General features: G+C 61.5%; 19 protein-coding genes. 6 read left to right on the top strand and 13 right to left on the bottom strand.

Annotated elements, in window-relative coordinates; translation table 11 throughout:
- Nucleotides 1–7: 7 nt before the first annotated feature.
- Together DSM110093_RS09975 and DSM110093_RS09980 are read left to right on the top strand one after the other, a co-directional pair.
- Nucleotides 8–166, top strand: coding sequence for a hypothetical protein (locus DSM110093_RS09975; protein WP_243264897.1), 159 nt, complete (start codon nucleotides 8–10; stop codon nucleotides 164–166).
- Between the two features lie 173 nt (nucleotides 167–339).
- Nucleotides 340–1,251 carry a lysophospholipid acyltransferase family protein gene (locus tag DSM110093_RS09980; RefSeq protein WP_243264898.1) on the top strand — a complete coding sequence of 304 codons (912 nt, stop codon included), beginning with the start codon at nucleotides 340–342 and terminating at the stop codon, nucleotides 1,249–1,251.
- Between the two features lie 26 nt (nucleotides 1,252–1,277).
- Here the strand turns inward: DSM110093_RS09980 and DSM110093_RS09985 are convergent, their stop codons facing one another.
- Nucleotides 1,278–1,988: a DUF1223 domain-containing protein gene (locus DSM110093_RS09985; RefSeq protein WP_243264899.1), complete on the bottom strand. Its 711-nt coding sequence runs from the start codon at nucleotides 1,986–1,988 to the stop codon at nucleotides 1,278–1,280.
- A 253-nt stretch (nucleotides 1,989–2,241) separates the two neighbouring features.
- Here DSM110093_RS09985 and acnA point away from each other — a divergent pair, with 253 nt between their 5' ends.
- The gene (gene acnA / locus DSM110093_RS09990) at nucleotides 2,242–5,016 is read left to right on the top strand and encodes an aconitate hydratase AcnA (protein WP_243264900.1); all 2,775 of its coding nucleotides are present in this window, start codon (nucleotides 2,242–2,244) and stop codon (nucleotides 5,014–5,016) included.
- A gap of 151 nt (nucleotides 5,017–5,167) precedes the next feature.
- A complete protein-coding gene (locus tag DSM110093_RS09995; protein WP_243264901.1) occupies nucleotides 5,168–5,758 on the top strand; it encodes an NAD(P)H-dependent oxidoreductase in 591 nt (196 codons plus the stop codon).
- Here the strand turns inward: DSM110093_RS09995 and DSM110093_RS10000 are convergent.
- The 10 genes from DSM110093_RS10000 to yajC all read right to left on the bottom strand — a co-directional run bounded on the left by DSM110093_RS10000 (nucleotide 5,748) and on the right by yajC (nucleotide 12,573).
- A complete protein-coding gene (locus DSM110093_RS10000; RefSeq protein WP_243267709.1) occupies nucleotides 5,748–6,266 on the bottom strand; it encodes a DsbE family thiol:disulfide interchange protein in 519 nt (172 codons plus the stop codon). The genes DSM110093_RS09995 and DSM110093_RS10000 overlap by 11 nt on opposite strands.
- 13 nt (nucleotides 6,267–6,279) lie before the next feature.
- A complete protein-coding gene (gene ccmD / locus DSM110093_RS10005; protein WP_243264902.1) occupies nucleotides 6,280–6,435 on the bottom strand; it encodes a heme exporter protein CcmD in 156 nt (51 codons plus the stop codon).
- Entirely contained in the window at nucleotides 6,435–7,169 is a 735-nt protein-coding gene (locus DSM110093_RS10010) for a heme ABC transporter permease (protein WP_243264903.1), read from the bottom strand. The genes ccmD and DSM110093_RS10010 overlap by 1 nt, the downstream gene beginning before the upstream one ends.
- Nucleotides 7,170–7,235: 66 nt before the next feature.
- The gene (ccmB, locus tag DSM110093_RS10015) at nucleotides 7,236–7,892 is read right to left on the bottom strand and encodes a heme exporter protein CcmB (protein ID WP_243264904.1); all 657 of its coding nucleotides are present in this window, start codon (nucleotides 7,890–7,892) and stop codon (nucleotides 7,236–7,238) included.
- Nucleotides 7,889–8,500 (bottom strand): heme ABC exporter ATP-binding protein CcmA, encoded by a 612-nt coding sequence (gene ccmA / locus DSM110093_RS10020; protein ID WP_243264905.1) that lies wholly within the window; start codon nucleotides 8,498–8,500, stop codon nucleotides 7,889–7,891. Before ccmA ends, ccmB begins: the two co-directional genes overlap by 4 nt.
- Nucleotides 8,501–8,519: 19 nt before the next feature.
- Nucleotides 8,520–8,873, bottom strand: a complete 354-nt coding sequence (locus DSM110093_RS10025; protein WP_243264906.1) for an Mth938-like domain-containing protein — start codon at nucleotides 8,871–8,873, stop codon at nucleotides 8,520–8,522.
- Between the two features lie 18 nt (nucleotides 8,874–8,891).
- Complete coding sequence (locus DSM110093_RS10030; RefSeq protein ID WP_243264907.1) at nucleotides 8,892–9,647, bottom strand: sulfite exporter TauE/SafE family protein; 756 nt, start codon at nucleotides 9,645–9,647, stop codon at nucleotides 8,892–8,894.
- A complete protein-coding gene (gene secF / locus DSM110093_RS10035) occupies nucleotides 9,640–10,608 on the bottom strand; it encodes a protein translocase subunit SecF (protein ID WP_243264908.1) in 969 nt (322 codons plus the stop codon). Before secF ends, DSM110093_RS10030 begins: the two co-directional genes overlap by 8 nt.
- Before the next feature lies 1 nt (nucleotide 10,609).
- Entirely contained in the window at nucleotides 10,610–12,259 is a 1,650-nt protein-coding gene (secD, locus tag DSM110093_RS10040) for a protein translocase subunit SecD (protein WP_243264909.1), read from the bottom strand.
- 35 nt (nucleotides 12,260–12,294) lie between these two features.
- Nucleotides 12,295–12,573 carry a preprotein translocase subunit YajC gene (gene yajC / locus DSM110093_RS10045; RefSeq protein ID WP_093925832.1) on the bottom strand — a complete coding sequence of 93 codons (279 nt, stop codon included), beginning with the start codon at nucleotides 12,571–12,573 and terminating at the stop codon, nucleotides 12,295–12,297.
- Between the two features lie 218 nt (nucleotides 12,574–12,791).
- Here yajC and serS point away from each other — a divergent pair, with 218 nt between their 5' ends.
- Complete coding sequence (serS, locus tag DSM110093_RS10050) at nucleotides 12,792–14,084, top strand: serine--tRNA ligase (protein WP_243264910.1); 1,293 nt, start codon at nucleotides 12,792–12,794, stop codon at nucleotides 14,082–14,084.
- Nucleotides 14,085–14,234: 150 nt separating this feature from the next.
- Nucleotides 14,235–14,951, top strand: a complete 717-nt coding sequence (locus DSM110093_RS10055) for a hypothetical protein (RefSeq protein ID WP_243264911.1) — start codon at nucleotides 14,235–14,237, stop codon at nucleotides 14,949–14,951.
- Nucleotides 14,952–14,960: 9 nt separating this feature from the next.
- Here the strand turns inward: DSM110093_RS10055 and der are convergent, their stop codons facing one another.
- Both der and DSM110093_RS10065 read right to left on the bottom strand, forming a co-directional pair.
- Nucleotides 14,961–16,442 carry a ribosome biogenesis GTPase Der gene (gene der / locus DSM110093_RS10060; protein ID WP_243264912.1) on the bottom strand — a complete coding sequence of 494 codons (1,482 nt, stop codon included), beginning with the start codon at nucleotides 16,440–16,442 and terminating at the stop codon, nucleotides 14,961–14,963.
- Nucleotides 16,443–16,502: 60 nt separating this feature from the next.
- Nucleotides 16,503–17,885: a PQQ-like beta-propeller repeat protein gene (locus DSM110093_RS10065; protein ID WP_243264913.1), complete on the bottom strand. Its 1,383-nt coding sequence runs from the start codon at nucleotides 17,883–17,885 to the stop codon at nucleotides 16,503–16,505.
- Nucleotides 17,886–17,892: the final 7 nt, after the last annotated feature.

Genomic DNA, 17,892 nt, shown 5'->3' on the forward strand with positions numbered 1-17,892 from the left:
AAACGACATGAAACTCGCACTGACACTCGGCGCCCTCATGGCGCTCACGGCCCCCTCCCTCGCCCTTGCATCGGGCTGCGTCCATGACAAACAGGTCATGACCTGCGCCGAGGGGATGAAACTCGACATCAGCAGTGGCACCTGTATGCCCGACGCGACCGCCTAAGGCTCTGGCCTTTTGGGCCTATTTCACGCTGTCTGATCCGGCCTTTGCTGGCCGATACCTGTGGCTTGTTGCGCGGGTCCCACCGGCTGACCCCGGCCTATGCCCCCGGCATGGCTTGTTGCGCGAGGCTGCGCAGGCTATGTCAGGAAAAGTTTAACAGCCTGTCAGAGCACATGTCGGACCAACCCAAACAAAAGAAAAAGCGCCCCTATTCCTTTGGTCGCCGCGCGCGGCACTACCTAAGCAATCTGCTGATCGTGGGAATTATTCGCACCGCTTTGGCCCTGCCTTACAAGGCGCGGCTCAGCTTTGTCGGCAGCTTGGTGCAGCATGTCTTGGCGCCGCTTGCGGGCTACCGTCGTCGCGCGCTCGACAATCTTGAGCATGTCTGGCCTGAGATGCCCCTTGCCCGTCGCAAGGAAATCGCGACGCGCTGCCTCAACAACCTCGGTCGGTCTTTCATCGAGAACTACTCGGCCGATGATTTTCCCAAACGCATGGCCAAGGCCGAACCGCGCGGCCCCGGCATGGCAGCGCTGGAAGAGGCCAACCGTACAGGCCAACCGGTGATCCTCGTGACCGGGCATTACGGCAATTACGAAGCGGCGCGGGCGTCCCTCGTGGCGCGGGGCTATGACATCGGCGGGCTTTATCGTGAGATGAAGAACCCCTATTTTAACGCCCATTACGTCAAAACGCTCGAAGCCTTCGGCGGGCCTGTGTTCCCGCAAGGGCGGCGCGGCACGGCAGGTTTTGTGCGGCATCTGAAACAGGGCGGTCGGCTGGTGCTGCTGTTTGACCAGCATGTCATCCGCGCGCCGATCCTAGATTTCATCGGCAAACCCGCCCGCACCGCGGTTTCTGCTGCGGAGCTGGCGTTGCGCTATGACGCGCTGTTGATCCCCTTCTACGGCATTCGCCAAAACGACGCGGTCAGTTTCGACGTGGTGCTTGAAGCGCCTGTGCCGCATAGCGATGCAGTGACAATGACGCAGGCGCTGAACGACAGTCTGACCGCGCAGATCACCAAAACGCCCGAACAGTGGTTTTGGGTTCACCGCCGCTGGCGCCCTCACGAAAAGTAACGCAAAAACCGATCCGCGCTGCGGCCCTATTTGCTGCGTGCTGCCGCTAGAATCGCCCCCGGACCGCCCGGTTCTTGCTGCTGGATGATTACCACAACGGGTAGGTCGCCCTCGGCTTTTGCTGTCAGTGAGAGCGGTGTCGAGCCGTCCCATTTGGCCAACACCTGCCAACCTTGAACGACATTGCTGTGTTCCATGACATGGCCTGCATTCTCGCCGCGGGTGACCTTGGTCCGCTCCATCGGCGAATAGCGCAGCATGTGAACTTGCATCTGGCCAGAGGGCTGGGCCAAGGGCTCTGCCTTGATCTGCACAGCATCGCCAGAATGCTTAATGTTCAACGCGATGCTGGGCGCAACCTCGGCATGTTTTTCAACCGCATCCATCAATTTCATCGGCTTGGCACCGACGATATCGGTCTGCCCCTGCACGATCAGTTCAGGCGTGAAAACGCTGCGCCGCCGCCCCACGGCGGCATAGCCGCGCTGACGCTCGGCATGAGACGCGTCGCCAAACGGGTCTTTCCAGCCAATGTAATCCCAATAATCCACATGCAGCGCCAGCGCGATGATATCGTCGCGCCCCGCAAGTTCGGCCAGCATTGCATCGGCAGCAGGACAGGATGAACAGCCCTGAGAGGTAAAGAGTTCAACGACCACAGGCTGATCCTGCTGAGCCTGCAAAGGAGCGGCCAGCAGCGACAGCGCGGCGAGAACGGGATAAATCAGCGGCTTCATAAAATTCCAGACGGATAAAAAATTCGAGGTGATGGCCAACGTTTATCCTTCGGCATCGTAAAACGCTAATCAACCTTTGTTGAAACGCCCGTTAGCGCCCTCATCACATCACCAATGGGCCTCCCCCTTCAAATTCGGTACACAATGGTATACAAAATCGTCCGAACCCGCTTGATAACAGTTGAACCGCCGCGCCTCTAGTGGCATTGAGACGACAATCTAGCCACCCATCAGACCCCGAAGGGAGCCCGCCATGACAATCCAAGTCGGTCACGACAGTGCCAAGACACGCAAGACACTCTCCGTTGGCAGCCAGAACATCGCCTATTATTCCATTCCTGCCGCCGAGGCTGCGGGCTTGGGCGATTTCTCGAAATTGCCAGCGGCGCTGAAAGTCGTTCTGGAAAACATGTTGCGTTTCGAGGACGGCAAAACCGTCACCGTGGACGACATCAAGGCGTTTGCCGAATGGGCGACCAAGGGCGGCAAAAACCCCCGTGAAATCGCCTACCGTCCGGCCCGCGTGCTGATGCAGGACTTCACCGGCGTTCCGGCGGTCGTTGACCTTGCCGCAATGCGCGATGGCCTTGTGGCCCTTGGTGGTGACGCTGACAAGATTAACCCGCTGAACCCCGTTGACCTGGTCATCGACCACTCCGTCATGATCGACGAGTTTGGCAACCCGCGCGCGTTCCAGATGAACGTGGACCGCGAGTATGAGCGCAACATCGAGCGTTATACCTTCCTCAAGTGGGGCCAAAAGGCGTTTAACAACTTCCGCGTTGTGCCCCCCGGCACCGGCATCTGCCACCAGGTGAACCTTGAGTATCTCAGCCAGACCGTTTGGACCGACAAGGACCAAAACGGCGAGGAAGTCGCCTACCCCGATACGCTCGTCGGCACCGACAGCCACACCACCATGGTCAACGGCGCTGCCGTTCTGGGCTGGGGCGTTGGCGGTATCGAGGCCGAAGCCGCGATGCTGGGCCAGCCGATCTCCATGCTGATCCCCGAAGTCATCGGCTTTGAGCTGACAGGCCGCATGATGGAAGGCACCACCGGCACCGACCTCGTGCTGAAAGTCGTTGAAATGCTGCGCGAAAAAGGCGTGGTCAGCAAATTCGTCGAATTCTACGGCGAAGGTCTGGATCACCTGCCGCTGGCCGACCGGGCAACCATCGCCAACATGGCGCCTGAATACGGTGCCACCTGCGGCTTCTTCCCGATCGACGACGAAACACTGCGTTACCTGACCAACACAGGCCGCGACAAGGATCGTGTGGCGCTGGTCAAAGCCTATGCCCAAGAGAACGGCATGTGGCGCGATGCGAACTATGCGCCGGTCTACACCGACACGCTCACGCTCGACATGGGCACCATCGTGCCTGCGATCTCGGGCCCGAAACGCCCGCAGGATTACATTGCCCTCGACAGTGCGCACACCGCATTCGCCGAATACGTCAAAGGCATCCGCGAAGGCAAAGACACTTCGGCCAACTCGGAAATCCGTTGGGAAGGCGAAGGCGGCCAGCCCGAGCCGCGCGACATCCCCGGTGACGAAGGCCACCACAACCGCGGCTATGTCGCCACCGACGATGGCAACTACCAGCTGCATGACGGCTCCATCGTGATCGCCTCGATCACGTCCTGCACCAACACATCGAACCCCTACGTCATGATCGGCGCGGGCCTTGTGGCACGCAAAGCGCGTGAACTGGGCCTGACCCGCAAGCCTTGGGTCAAGACATCGCTGGCGCCGGGTTCGCAGGTCGTGTCGCATTACCTTGAGGCCGCTGGCCTGCAAGAAGACCTCGACGCGATTGGCTTCAACCTCGTGGGCTATGGCTGCACCACCTGCATCGGCAACTCCGGCCCGCTCGAAGCGCCGATCAGCAAAGCGATTAACGATTACGATCTGATCGGCACCTCGGTGCTTTCGGGCAACCGTAACTTCGAAGGCCGGATCAGCCCTGACGTGCGTGCCAACTACCTCGCCTCCCCGCCCCTCGTGGTGGCCTATGCGCTGGTGGGTGACATGAACCACGACCTGACAAACAGCCCGCTGGGTCAGGACAAAGATGGCAATGATGTTTACCTGAAAGACATCTGGCCCTCGACGCAGGAAGTCGCTGAACTGGTCGAACAGACCGTGACGCGCGAAGCGTTCCAAGAGAAATATGCCGATGTCTTCAAAGGCGACGAAAAGTGGCAGTCGGTCGAAACCACCGACAGCAAGACCTACGATTGGCCACCGACCTCGACCTACGTGCAAAACCCGCCCTATTTCCAAGGCATGTCGCCAGAGCCGGGCGTGATCTCCAATATCGACGGCGCGAAAGTGCTGGCGGTGCTGGGTGACATGATCACGACTGACCACATTTCTCCTGCCGGTTCTTTTAAGGAGACCACCCCTGCGGGTCAGTATCTGACAGAGCGTCAGGTGCCGGTGCGGGAGTTCAACTCTTACGGTTCGCGTCGCGGTAACCACGAAGTCATGATGCGCGGCACATTCGCCAACATCCGCATCAAGAACGAGATGCTCGACGGTGTTGAAGGCGGTTACACCAAAGGCCCCGATGGCGCGCAGACCTCGATCTTTGATGCCGCCATGGCGCATCAGGAAAGCGGCACACCGTTGGTCATCTTTGGTGGTGAGCAGTATGGCGCAGGTTCCTCGCGTGACTGGGCCGCCAAGGGCACAGCGCTTTTGGGTGTGAAGGCCGTGATCGCCGAGAGCTTTGAGCGTATCCACCGCTCCAACCTCGTTGGCATGGGCGTCATCCCGTTTGAGTTCACCGGCGGCGACACCCGCAAATCGCTGGGCCTGACCGGCGAGGAAACCGTGTCGATCAGCGGGTTGGACACGATCAAGCCGCTGCAGGAAGTGCCCTGCACGATCACAATGGCCGATGGCAGCACCAAAGAGATCACGCTGAAGTGCCGCATCGATACCGCGATTGAGATCGAATATATCGAACACGGTGGCGTGCTGCATTATGTGCTGCGCAACTTGGCGAAATCCGCCTAAGCGCCAGACACCGCATTGCGGTTAAGATTGGGGGAGCGGCCTGTGAAGGGCCTCTCCCTTTTTCTATGCGCCGCACGCTTGATCCTACGCTGAGGAACACAAACCAATCCGGTTCGTTGATCCTGAACCACCCCAAGCGGAAGGACGCATAATGAGCCCGAAAATCACCGTTCTCTTTTATTCCACCTACGGCACCAACCACGCCATCGCCCAAGAGGCTGCCCGCGCCGCCGAAGAAGCGGGCGCAGAGGTGCGTCTACGCCGCTGCGCGGAAACCGCCCCACAGGCCGTTGTCGATGGACAGGATGCGTGGCGTGAACAATTGGAGAAGATGAAGGACATCCCCGAAGCGGCTCCGGAAGACATGGAATGGGCCGATGGGTATTTCATCTCTGCGCCGACGCGCTTTGGCGTCGCCGCCAGCCAGTTCCGCGCTTTCATCGACACATTGGGCCCGCAGTGGCAGTCCGGCGCATTGGCGAACAAAGCTGTTACCGCGACCACTTCTGCGCAGAACCCCCATGGGGGCCAAGAAACCACGATCCAGTCGATCTATGTCACCGCCATGCACTGGGGCGCGATCATCGTACCGCCGGGCTATGCCGATGGGGTGAAATTCGAAGACGGCGGGAACCCCTACGGTTATTCCTGCGAACCCGGCCCGCTGGATGAAACCGGCAAGAAATCCATCGCCTTCCAAGCCAAACGTCTGGTTGAATTTGCTGGCAAAATCAGCGGCTAAGCGCGTCTTGCAATGCCGGGAGAAACCGCTGCTCGTAATCGCTACCGACCAGCGGCCCGGCAAAGCGAAATAGCACCGTCCCGTCCCCGCCGACGATGAACGTCTCTGGCGGGGCGGTCACACCCCAATCAATCGCGACACGCCCCTGGGGGTCGAAACCAACCCCGGCAAAGGGGCTTTTTTCGTCCTCCAGATAGGCGCTGGCGTTCTTCTCGGTATCTTTGAAATTCACACCAATGATGTTCATCCCCTCGGCCTGCATTTCCAGCAGCTTGGGATGCTCAGCACGGCAGGGCGGGCACCAGCTTGCCCAAAAGTTCACAAGCCTCACCTCCCCCCCACGCAGCATGTCGTCGGTGGCCTGCGGATAGCCAGGCAGCGCGGCCTCGGGCATGGCGGGTGCTTGTTTGCCAACCAGCGTAGAGGGCAGCCCCTCGGGGTCGTCGCGGTACATGCCCACCGCCGCCAGTGCCACGAAGGCCGCGAAAATCAGCGGCGGGGCGATCATCATGGGAGAGAGTTTAGCCACGACGTCCGGCCTCCGCTTCGACCTCTTCCAAAGCGCGGCGTGCCGCCCGGCCCCGCAGCAGGGTCAGCCCCACCAATGCGGCCAACAGCAGCAGCGACATCCCATAGGCCGAGAGCACCTCGGCTGCATATTTTCCAAGTTCCGGCATCACGCCCCCCTGTTCATCCGCGCCCGCAGCGCCGCCGTACGGCGCAGGCGGATTTCGGTGCCCGTGCGGTAAACCACCAGCGCCAGAAACAGCAGGCCAAAGCCGATCATCGCCAGCACCAAAGGATAGAAAAACACATCGGCCACGCTGCGGTTGCCCGTGGCCACGGGGATTGACGTTCCCTGATGCAGCCCTTGGTTCCAGAACTGCACCGCATAGCGCGACAGCACCGCAAAGACCGAGCCGACGAGGCAGAGCACCGAGGTCAGATCAGCGGCGGTATCGGGGTCTTCGACGGCCTGCCACAGCGCGATATAGCCAAGATAGAATAGGAACAGGATCAGAAACGATGTCAGCCGCGGATCCCATGCCCACCACGTGCCCCACATCGGCTGGCCCCAGATGGCTCCGGTCACCAGTGCGATCAGCGTCATGACCAGCCCCACGGGGGCAGCGGCCTTTGCCGCCAACGCGCTGACGTGGTGTCGACGAATTAGCCAGATCAACGAGGCGACAAGCATCATGAACCATGCGTTAATCGCCATCAGGGCGGCAGGCACATGCAGATAGATGATTTTGACCGTGCTGCCTTGGCGCGCGTCATCGGGCGTGCCGAAGAACCCCCACAGCAGGCCGACGCTTACAAAAACAGCCGCCAGCGCCCAAAGCACAGGCTGCACACGCGTTGAGAGCGCAAGGAATTTTACCGGATTTGCGTATTGCCAAAGGGACATGCAGTTTACCTATCGCGCGGGTGGGTGGTGCTCAATGCACAAATACTTGGGGCACGATTTCTTGAGTCATCGCAACCCCATCCGAAGCACCGCCGCTGCGGCAAATGGCATCAAAGCCACCACGGCCAGCGTCAGCCCTGCAAGCATCAAGAGCGGCGTCGTGGCATCCAGCCCCGCCGCCCCGCGCCGCGCGACCTCAGCCCCGAAAATCAGCGTCGGGATATAAAGCGGTAGCACCAGCAGCGACAGCAGCAGGCCACCGCGTTTGATTCCCACCGTCAGCGCCGCACCGAAGATCCCGATGACCGACAGCGCCGGGGTGCCAAGCGCCAAGGACGCCAGCAGCCACAGGTGCCCCGGCGCGGCGAGTTGCAGCATCACGCCAAGCAACGGGGCCGCCAACACCAACGGCAGGCCCGTTGTCAGCCAATGCGCCAACGCCTTGATCGCAAGTGCGCCTTCCAACGGCAGCGGCGCGGTCAGTAGCAACTCAAGAGAACCATCCTCTAGGTCCAGCGCCAACAGCCGGTCAAGCGACAGTAGGCAGGCCAACAACGCACCAAGCCAAAGCACACCGGGAGCAATCGCCTTGAGCAGCGCGCCCTCTGGCCCGACGCTGAAAGGGACCAACATCGTCACGATCAGGAAAAACGCCAGCCCAAGGCCAAAGCCCCCACCCGCCCGCAGCGCCAAGCGCAAATCACGCAGCAGCAGCGCCTTCATAAGAACGCCGCATCGCTGGCACCAAGATCAGCATCGGGCGCGGCGCGGTAGGCGCTGATATCAAGCACCTGCGCCTCAACTCCCATATCAATATGCGTGGCCATAAGGGCCGAACCACCCGCTGCCAGATGTCCGCGCAGCACCGTACCGAACAGCGCCACAGCATCCGCATCAAGCGAAACCGTCGGTTCATCCAGCACCCAGATCGGACGCCCGGTGACCAACAGCCGCGCCAGTCCCAAGCGACGCTTTTGCCCGGCAGAGAGCGTCCCTGCCAAACGATCGGCCAAGGGACGCAGCGCATAGCCATCAAGCGCCTCAGCAATATCAACATTTCCAAATACTTGCGCCCAAAAGCTAAGGTTCTCGCGCACCGTCAGCATGGATTTCAACCCATCCGCATGGGCCGCATAGGCCATGCGGTCCTCCGCCCCTTCGATCCGCCCCGCCAGTGGCGCTTGCAGCCCCGCAATGCAGCGCAGCAGCGTCGTCTTGCCCGCCCCGTTGGGGCCGCGCAGCACCAAAGCTTCCCCCGCCGCCAGCGCGAAGGATACACCCGCCAGCACCGGCACCCCGCCACGTGCCACGCAGAGATCGCTCACTTTCACTGGCCGCGCCGCTCCGCCCTTAGACCGGCAAAAGGGCCAGCGCGATGCGCCGCCCCTCACTCAGCAAGATATTGTAGGTGCGGCAAGCGGCGGGAGAAGACATCACCTCGACCCCCAGCCCGGCCTCTTCCAAGGTATCACGCAGGTCGTCGGGAATATGCGCCACGTCCGCCCCGGTGCCGAGGAAGACCACATCGACCTTGCCCGCCAGCGCCAGCACCGGCGCGGGATCAGCCAGACCGCCCCAGCCCGTGATGCCTTCGGGGCCGATCACCTGCGGGCCTTGCACGACCTCTCCGCCAATACGGAAAAAGCCGGGGCCATAGCCATCAATCGGTTTGGCGTCGGTATAGGTGATCTCGTTCAATCGCATGTCATGTCCCTCTCAGGCTCAGATATTCCACAGCGGCAGGCCAAGGATAGCCGAAGCAGCGATGACGATATAGGCCACCGCGCGAAAAAGCCGCTCTCGGCCCGGATCAAATAGCCGCGCCCCGATCATGTTGGCGATGATATTCGGCACCCCCGCCAGCAGGCCAAGGATCAGTGCAGGCCATACCACCTGCCCTGTCGCCGCCAGCATCACGAACAGCAGCAGGTCGATCCCCAGCAGGTAAAGCAGGAAATTCGCCCGTATCACGGCAGCGGGTTTGCGGCTGGCCATATAAAGCAGGATCACCGGCGGCCCAGCGATCCCGGCAAAGCCCGTCATAAAGCCACCCAAAGCGCCCGTGGCGGTGACCAACCGCGCGCCAAGCGGCCCGTGGTAGCGCCAGCCCGCAAACAGCAGCACCAGAAGCCCCAGCACCACGCCGGAGACAATCCAACCAAACCCTTCGGGCGACATCATCGACAGCCCCCACAGGCCCAGCGGCATCCCGATCAGCACGCCCAGCAGTAGCCGCCCCACTTCGCGGGGGGCACCTTCGCGCAGGGTATCGGGGAGGTTTGGCAGAGGGCCGATCAATTCGGCAGCGGTCATGAACAGGATCGCTTCGACCGGAGAGAGCACAGAAGCCGCCACCGGCATGATGATCATGGCAGAGCCGAAGCCCGCAAAGCCGCGGACCAGCCCTGCCACGATCACGGCCAGCGCAAGCCAAGCCACCCCGGGGGTGGCCATGGCCTGCGCCAGCAGGTCAGGCATCAATATTGGCGAATTGCGTGCCCGCGCCCGCGTCAGGCTTGGACCAGTCGCGTTTCACGCCAAGGTAGAGCACCACATTCTTGGCCACATAGACCGAGGAATAGGTGCCGACGATCACGCCCCATGTAATCGCAAAGACAAAGGCCCGGATCACATCACCGCCCAAGATCAGCAGCGCGATCAGCGCCAGAAGCGTGGTGCCCGAGGTCATCAGTGTCCGGCTCAGCGTCTCGTTCACGCTGAGGTTCATCACCTCACGCAGGGGGCGCTTTTTGTATTTGCGCAGGTTCTCCCGCAAACGGTCAAAGATCACGACCGTATCGTTGATCGAATAGCCAATGATCGTCAGGATCGCCGCCACCACCGGCAGGTCGAAACGGATTTGCAAAATCGAGAACAGCCCGATGGTCAGCACCACGTCGTGGAACAGTGCCACCACCGCGCCCACCGAGAACTGCCATTCGAAGCGCAGCCAGATATAGATCAGGATCGCCGCAAGCGCCCCGCCCACGGCAAGGAAAGCCGTCTGGATCAGCTCGCCCGAGACCTTGGGCCCAACGGATTCCACCGAGGTGAACTTGATGTCGGGGGACACGCCTTTCAGCGCGGCCTCGATGGTTTCGATGGTGTCCGTGGTCGCCGCTTCTTGGCCCTCTTGGGCCTGAACGCGAATCATAGCTACATGGCGGTCTTCCCCAAAACCGGGGTCAAAGACCTCGGAAATGGTTACGTCGCCCAGCTCCAACGGAGCCAGCGCATCGCGGTAGGCGCCCACGTCGATGGCTTCAGAGCTTTCGGTTCGCAGGGTCGTGCCGCCGCGGAAGTCGATGCCAAAGTTCAGCCCCATCACGCCCCAAGCGATCAGCGACAGGATCATCGCCACAACGGAAGCGCCAAAGGTGATCTTGGCATAGCCAAAGAAATCGAAGTTCGTGTTGTCGGGTACCAGCTTTAGTCGCATGTCAAACCTCGATTGTCTTGGGACGGCGGCGTTCAAACCAGATCACCACCAGCAGACGGGTGACGAAGAAGGCGGTGAAGACCGATGTCATGATGCCCAGTCCCAGCGTTACGGCGAAGCCGCGCACCGGGCCAGAGCCTAGGGCAAAGAGGATGACCGCCACGATGAAGGTCGTGATGTTGGCATCCAGAATGGCGCTCAGTGCGCGCTCATAGCCCAGCGAGATCGCCCGCGCAGCCCCTTTGGCGTTGCGTTGTTCTTCGCGGATACGCTCGAAAATCAGCACGTTGGCATCCACCGCCATGCCGACCGTCAGCACAATCCCGGCGATGCCCGGCAGTGTCAGCGTGGCCCCGATCAGGCTCAAGAGGCCAAAGATCAGGCCAACGTTGATGATCAGCGCGATATTGGCGAAGAACCCGAATAGGCCATAAGACGCCCACATGAAGAACAGCACAGCGGTAAAGGCCACCATCGTGGCGATCTTGCCCGCGTCGATGCTGTCTTGGCCCAGTTCCGGCCCGATGGTGCGCTCTTCGACAAAGCTCAGCCCCGCAGGCAGGGCCCCGGCGCGCAGCAACACGGCTAGGTTGGTGCTTTCCTCGACCGAGAAACGCCCGGTGATGATGCCTGAGCCGCCGGGGATATGGCTTTGGATGGTGGGGGCGCTGATGACTTCGTCATCCAGCACGATGGCGAAGGGAGAGCCGATGTTTTCAGCTGTGTAGTTACCAAACTTGCGCGCGCCGGTGGTGTCAAAACGGAAGGACACAGCAGGTGCACCGTTCTGGTCAAAGCTTGGCTGCGCGTCAACCAATTGCTCGCCGGTGACGACGGGGGCGGTTTCGATCGTGTAGAACACGCCCTCTTCATCCGCCGCAGGCAGGACCGCGTTGCCAATGCCGGGGTTGTCGTTTTCATTGGAGCCACGGTTGACCACCGGGTTGAAGGTCAGCTGCGCCGTGGTGCCGATGATGGCTTTCAACTCAGCAGCGGAGCCAATGCCCGGCACCTGAATCAGAATGCGGTCTGAACCCTGACGCTGGATCGTCGGCTCACGGGTGCCGACTTCGTCGATGCGGCGGCGCACGATTTCGAGGCTCTGCTGCATGGTGCGCTCATCGGTGGCCTGCATTTCGGGATCCGACAGGGTGATGGTGATGATGCCATCAGCGCCGCTCACGTCGATGTCGCTGCCGCCTGCCCCGGTCACCGTGGTGACGGGGCGGGCCAGATCACGGGTAATTTGCAGCGCCTCGGCCATTTTCGACGGATCGTTCAAACGGACCCGCAATTCACCCGCCGGTGCTTCTTCACGGCGGACCGGGGTCAGGCTGCGCAGAGCGTCACGAACCTCGGGCCATTGGGCTTCCATGCGCGAGGCATAGACATCGGCCAGTTGTACCTCGGCCAGCAGATGCGCACCGCCGCGCAGGTCAAGGCCAAGGTTCACCAGCCCCGAGGGCATCCACTCTGGCCAAAGCGCGCGCTGCGCTTCCAACTCAGGCGTACTGCCCTGCACGTCGATGGCCGCAACCGCGTCATTGTGCTTTTCGACAGGAGCGTAAAAGGCATTGGGAAGCGCCAGCCAAAGCCCTGCCAAACAGGTCAGGACAATGACAATCCGCTTCCACAGATCAATCTGTAGCATAGTTCCGCCTTTGGGTTGCGGCCTCGGGGTAGGGTTTATTTCGCCGGTTCGGTCTTGGAAACGACGGTCGCGATGGTGGCCTGTACCACGCGAATTTTAACGCCTTCGGCGATTTCGACTTCGACTTCGCCGTCTTCTTTGACCTTAACCACCTTGCCGATGATCCCGCCTTGGGTGACGACCTGATCGCCGCGGCGCAGGCCGGCCACCATGGCCTGATGTTCCTTCGCTTTCTTCTGCTGTGGGCGGATGAGCAGAAAATACATGATCGCGAAGATCAGGATCAGCGGCACAAATTGCTGGATGCCTTCCATGGGGGTCGTCCTTTTCGATGGGTATTGGGCCGCAAATGGGCCTTGAGAATTTGGCCAGAACCTAAGCGCGGTAACAACCGGGTGCAAGGTGCAAAGCCCCGTGGTTTATATGGGCCAAGGCTGGCGCATATCGCCGCATGGTTGCGGCCCCTACCGCCCTGCCACGCTTTGAGGCATAACGCAGCTAAACCGACTCACCCGATCCCGAGGACAGACATATGCACGATATCCGCGCCATCCGCGACAATCCCGAGGCTTTTGATGCCGCTCTTGCCCGCCGGGGCGAAGCTGCGATGTCTCAGGCTGTGCTGTCCCTTGATGCCGCACGCCGCGCCAAGATCGCTGCCGCTGAGACTGCGAAGGCCGAGCAAAACAAGGCCAGCAAGGAAGTCGGCGCCGCCAAAGCCAAAGGCGACGAGGCAGAGTTTGACCGTCTGCGGGCCTTGGTCAGCGACAAAAAGGCCGAAGTTGCCGCGATGAATACCGAGGCGCAGGAGCTGGACGCAAAGCTGACGGACATGCTGGCGCGCATCCCGAACAGCCCCGCCGATGATGTGCCGCAGGGCGCAAACGAAGAGGACAACGTAGAGGTGAAGGTATGGGGCGATAAACCCAGCTTTGATTTCACCCCGGTCGAGCATTACGAGATCGCAAGCGTCAAACCCGGCATGGATTTCGAGACGGCCTCGAAAACATCGGGTGCGCGTTTTGTCATGCTGAAAGGCGGCGTGGCCCGTATTCACCGGGCATTGGCGCAGTTCATGATCGATACCCATGTGGATGAAAATGGCCTGACTGAAGTCAACTCCCCCGTGCTGGTGCGCGATGAGGCGATGTACGGCACGGATAAACTGCCCAAATTCGGCGAGGACAGCTATCAGACCACGAACGGTTGGTGGCTGGTCCCGACTTCTGAAGTGCCGCTAACCTATTCGGTCGGCGGTGACACGCTTGAGCAAAGCGCGCTGCCCATTCGCCTCACCGCGCATACGCTTTGCTTCCGTTCCGAGGCCGGTAGTGCTGGTCGTGACACGGCAGGCATGTTGCGCCAACACCAGTTTGAGAAGGTCGAGATGGTGTCGATCACCCATCCCGATGAAAGCGACGCCGAGCAGCAGCGCATGGTAGGCTGTGCCGAAGGTATCCTTGAGAAACTCGGCGTGCCCTACCGTACCGTGATCCTCTGCACCGGCGACATGGGCTTTGGCGCACGGCGCACCTATGACATTGAGGCTTGGGTGCCGGGGCAGAATTGCTACCGCGAGATTTCGTCGATCTCGACCACTGGCGATTTTCAAGCGCGGCGGATGAATGCGCGGTTCAAGCCCGAGGGCGGCGGCAAGCCGCAGTTCGTGCATACGCTGAACGGCTCCGGCTTGGCCGTCGGGCGCTGCCTCATCGCGGCGTTAGAGAATGGCCAGCAGGCGGATGGATCGGTGAAGCTGCCGGACGCGCTGGCGCCCTATCTGGGCGGAAAGACGACCCTGACCGCGGAAGGTGTTTTGGCCTAGGCTCAAGCTGGCCGTTCAGCCCGATCCGCGCCGCAGGCGCCGGGCCATCGCCTGGCTGCCCGGACGGGTAGGCGATGGCCTCTGGTTGCCGTGGCGAGCGGGCGCTCTAGGATTAGATGTAACGCAACATCAAAACCCGCGAGGCCCCGCTTGCCCAAATCCTCCCGCACCCTGATCGCCGCGCTCTCACTGCTGCTCAGCATCGCCTTCGCGATTTCGCCCTTCTTCGTGCCCAGCTTCTCAGGCTTCGACCCGAACCAATTTCCGATCCCGCAAGATAACCCGCCCGCTCAGCCTGCGGGCTATGCGTTCTCAATCTGGGGCGTCATCTATCTGTGGCTGATCGTCGGCTTGGGCTACGGTCTGCTGCGCGCGCCGCGCGACGCGCAGTGGCATGACATGCGGGTACCGCTGTGCCTGTCACTGGCGGTTGGCACCACATGGCTTGCCGTTGCTGTTATGAGCCCAGTCTGGGCGGCGGTGCTGATTTGGATCATGTTGGTCACGGCGCTGCTGGCGCTTTTTCTCTCTCCGGTCGAAGACCCGCTTTGGGCCGCCGCACCGGTGGGGCTCTATGCAGGATGGCTTTCTGCTGCGTCTTGCGTATCGCTGGCGCTGTTGGCGGCAGGTTATGGGTATCTAGACGGGCAGACGGCGGCGCTGGTCTTTGTCGGGCTCGCAGCCGCGCTTGGGCTTATCATCCAAACGGCTTTGGGCCGCACGCCCACCTATGGAATCGCCGTGATTTGGGGGCTGATGGGGGTTGTGGTGACCAATTGGGGTGAGACACCCGTGGTCGCTTATCTGGCGCTTGGGGGCAGCGTTATCGTAGCGCTGCCCACCCTGCGTGCCTTTCGGCGGGGTTGACCCCGCCGCTTAGTCTTTACGCCGCCCGGCCGTGTGCTTGCGCAGCTTTGATGGGGCCGCCTTCTTGCGGTTCTTATAGGGATTCGCATCGGATTGGCCGCGCATCCACAGGCGTATCGGCGTGCCAGGCATGTCAAAGTCCACCCGCAATCCATTGACCAGATAGCGAGAATAGCTGTCTGGCACCTTGTCGGGATGGCTGCACATCACCACAAAACCCGGCGGGCGCGTTTTGGCTTGGGTCATATAGCGCAGCTTGATCCGTTTGCCCTGCGGTGCGGGGGGCGGATGCGCCTCCAACATGCCCGAGAGCCAGCGGTTCAGTTGCGCTGTGGTCACACGGCGGTTCCATGTCTCATAGGCACGCATGATCGCAGCCTGAAGGCGGTCAAGCCCCCTGCCCGTTTTCGCACTGACGGTAATCAGTGGCGCTCCGCGTAACTGCGGCAGCAGACGCTCAAAACTCTCTTTGAGATCGCGCAGCTTTTCTTGACGGTTTTCTTCGATGTCCCATTTGTTCACGGCAACAACGACCGCACGCCCCTCACGCTCGGCCAAATCGGCAATGCGCAGGTCTTGCTGCTCAAAGGGAATTTCGGCATCGAGCAAGACCACCACAACTTCGGCAAACTTCACCGCGCGCAGACCATCGCTGACACTCAGCTTTTCAAGCTTTTCTTGAACCTTGGCCTTTTTGCGCATCCCGGCAGTGTCGAAAATGCGCATCGGCACCGGATCACCGTCTGGCCCCGCCCAATCGGTCATAAGCGAAATCGCATCACGGGTGATCCCGGCCTCTGGTCCTGTCAGCAGACGGTCTTCGCCCAAAATTTGGTTGATTAACGTCGATTTACCCGCATTGGGGCGGCCAACCACGGCGACCTGCAAAGGTTTGGCTCGGGTCGGCATCGGAACGGTTTCGGCCTCAAGATCGGCGTCATCCTCGGGGAGGTCCACATCCGTTTCAGGTGCGTCCTTGACCGCGCGGTCTTCGTATTCATCAGCCAGCGGCATCAGCATCGTGTAAAGGTCGTTCAGCCCCTCACCATGTTCGGCTGACATTCGGATCGGCTCTCCCAGACCCAGCGAATAGGCTTCGATCATTCCGGCATCGGCGGCTTTGCCCTCGGCTTTGTTGCCGGCAAGGATCACATGCGCGGATTTCTTGCGCAGAATCTCAGCAAAAACCATATCGGAAGGGGTCACCCCAACACGGGCGTCGATCATGAAGAGGCAGATGTCGGCCATATCAACCGCGCGCTCTGTCAGGCGGCGCATACGGCCTTGAAGGCTGTCGTCAGTGACCTCTTCAAGACCCGCGGTGTCGACCACGGTGAAACGCAGGTCCGCAAGTTTGGCGGCACCTTCGCGCAAGTCACGGGTCACGCCGGGCTGGTCGTCGACCAGCGCAAGACGCTTGCCGACAAGGCGGTTGAACAGCGTGGATTTGCCGACATTCGGGCGGCCCACGATGGCAAGAGTAAAGGACATAATTCAGGCTCCGGGCCCCGGTTGGGCCAGTTCAGACACGCGCCTTAGCCTATTTGCGGCCTAACGGAAAGCGTGCAATTGCCCCTTGGACGAAACGACATACAGTGTACCGCCTGCCACGACGGGCGCAGTGGTCGCGCCGCCGGGGATTTCGGTGGTGCCGGTCAGCCCGCCATTGGTGGGATTAAAGCTGCGCAGAACGCCGTCATTGGACGCCACGATCACCCGGCCTCCGGCGATAATCGGGCCATAATGCGCGACGACTTCGGATTGCCGTTTCGGCTTATCCTTGACGAAATTCGGCAGCGGCGTGCCCCAAATGCGACGGCCAGTGCTGGCATCAAGCCGCACAAGTTCGTTCAGATCGGTCACCGCAAAGACAGAATCGCCCGCAGGCCAGACCGGGCCAATGGCCCCATGGCGTGCGACCCACTTGCGATCCCCGCTGTTGACGTCCAGCGCCGCCAAACGGCCCGAGTGGTTGCCCACATAGACGGTCCCGCCCGAGATCACCGGCGCGCTTGTCACATCGCCGACAAAGCTCAGCGCGCGGCCCGGGCGTTTGCCCAGAACAGAGGTCGACCAACGCTCTAGCCCGCCTTGGCGGAACAGCCCCTGCACCTCACCCGACCCAAAAGCGAAGACCGCCAGATCGCTGGTGACAGCAGGCGCAGGCGCGCCCAGCACGTTGCTAAGGCTGGTGACCGCGCCGGTTTGCCACTGGATGCGGCCAGTCGCCTTATCCAGCGCCCAGCCGGTATCGTCCCCCGCCGTCAGATAGACCAGATCGCCCGAAACGGTCGGCGTGCCCGAACCAGTGGCGTTAAGGTCTTGCGTCCAACGCACACCGCCCGTTGATACGTCGAGCGCGGCCAGAACACCAAAGCCCACAGAGACGTAGAGCGTTTCGCCATCCACGGCGAGCCCGCCACCGGTGGCTTGGCCTTCGCGGTCGGATGGGGGGGTGAGGTCGCGGGTCCAGAGGGTTTGGCCCGAGGTCGAAGTCGCCGTGACCTGCGCCCCTGCGTCGAGCGTGAAGACACGCCCGCCTGCAACCGCGGGATCGGCGGTGATGCGCTGTTTGCGGCTGTCGCCTGCGCCGATCTTGGCGCTCCAGACCGGCTGCAACGCGCTGCGCAGCGCCGGGTGGCTGATGCGGGTCGCGGCGGTGCCGATGCTATGGGTCCAGTTGGCGTTGTTCACGGTGCCGCCCAACGCAATGGCGCGGCTGGTGTTTTCGGGCACGGGGCCATCAATGGCGTCAAAGGCCGGGTCCTGCAGACCTGGGTTTTGCAGGACCGCACGCACATCTTCGCGCTTGCCCGGCAGATAGGTCTGCTGGTCTTCGCAGGCACTTAGCAGCAGCGCGGTGCCAATGGCCCCCGCCACGCCCAGACCACGCAGACCCGGGCGTCCGGGCTTGGTTTCGCGATGCTTTGTCATGGACCTG

Origin of the sequence: Sulfitobacter sp. DSM 110093 (assembly GCF_022788715.1) — a bacterium.
Lineage (GTDB): Bacteria > Pseudomonadota > Alphaproteobacteria > Rhodobacterales > Rhodobacteraceae > Sulfitobacter.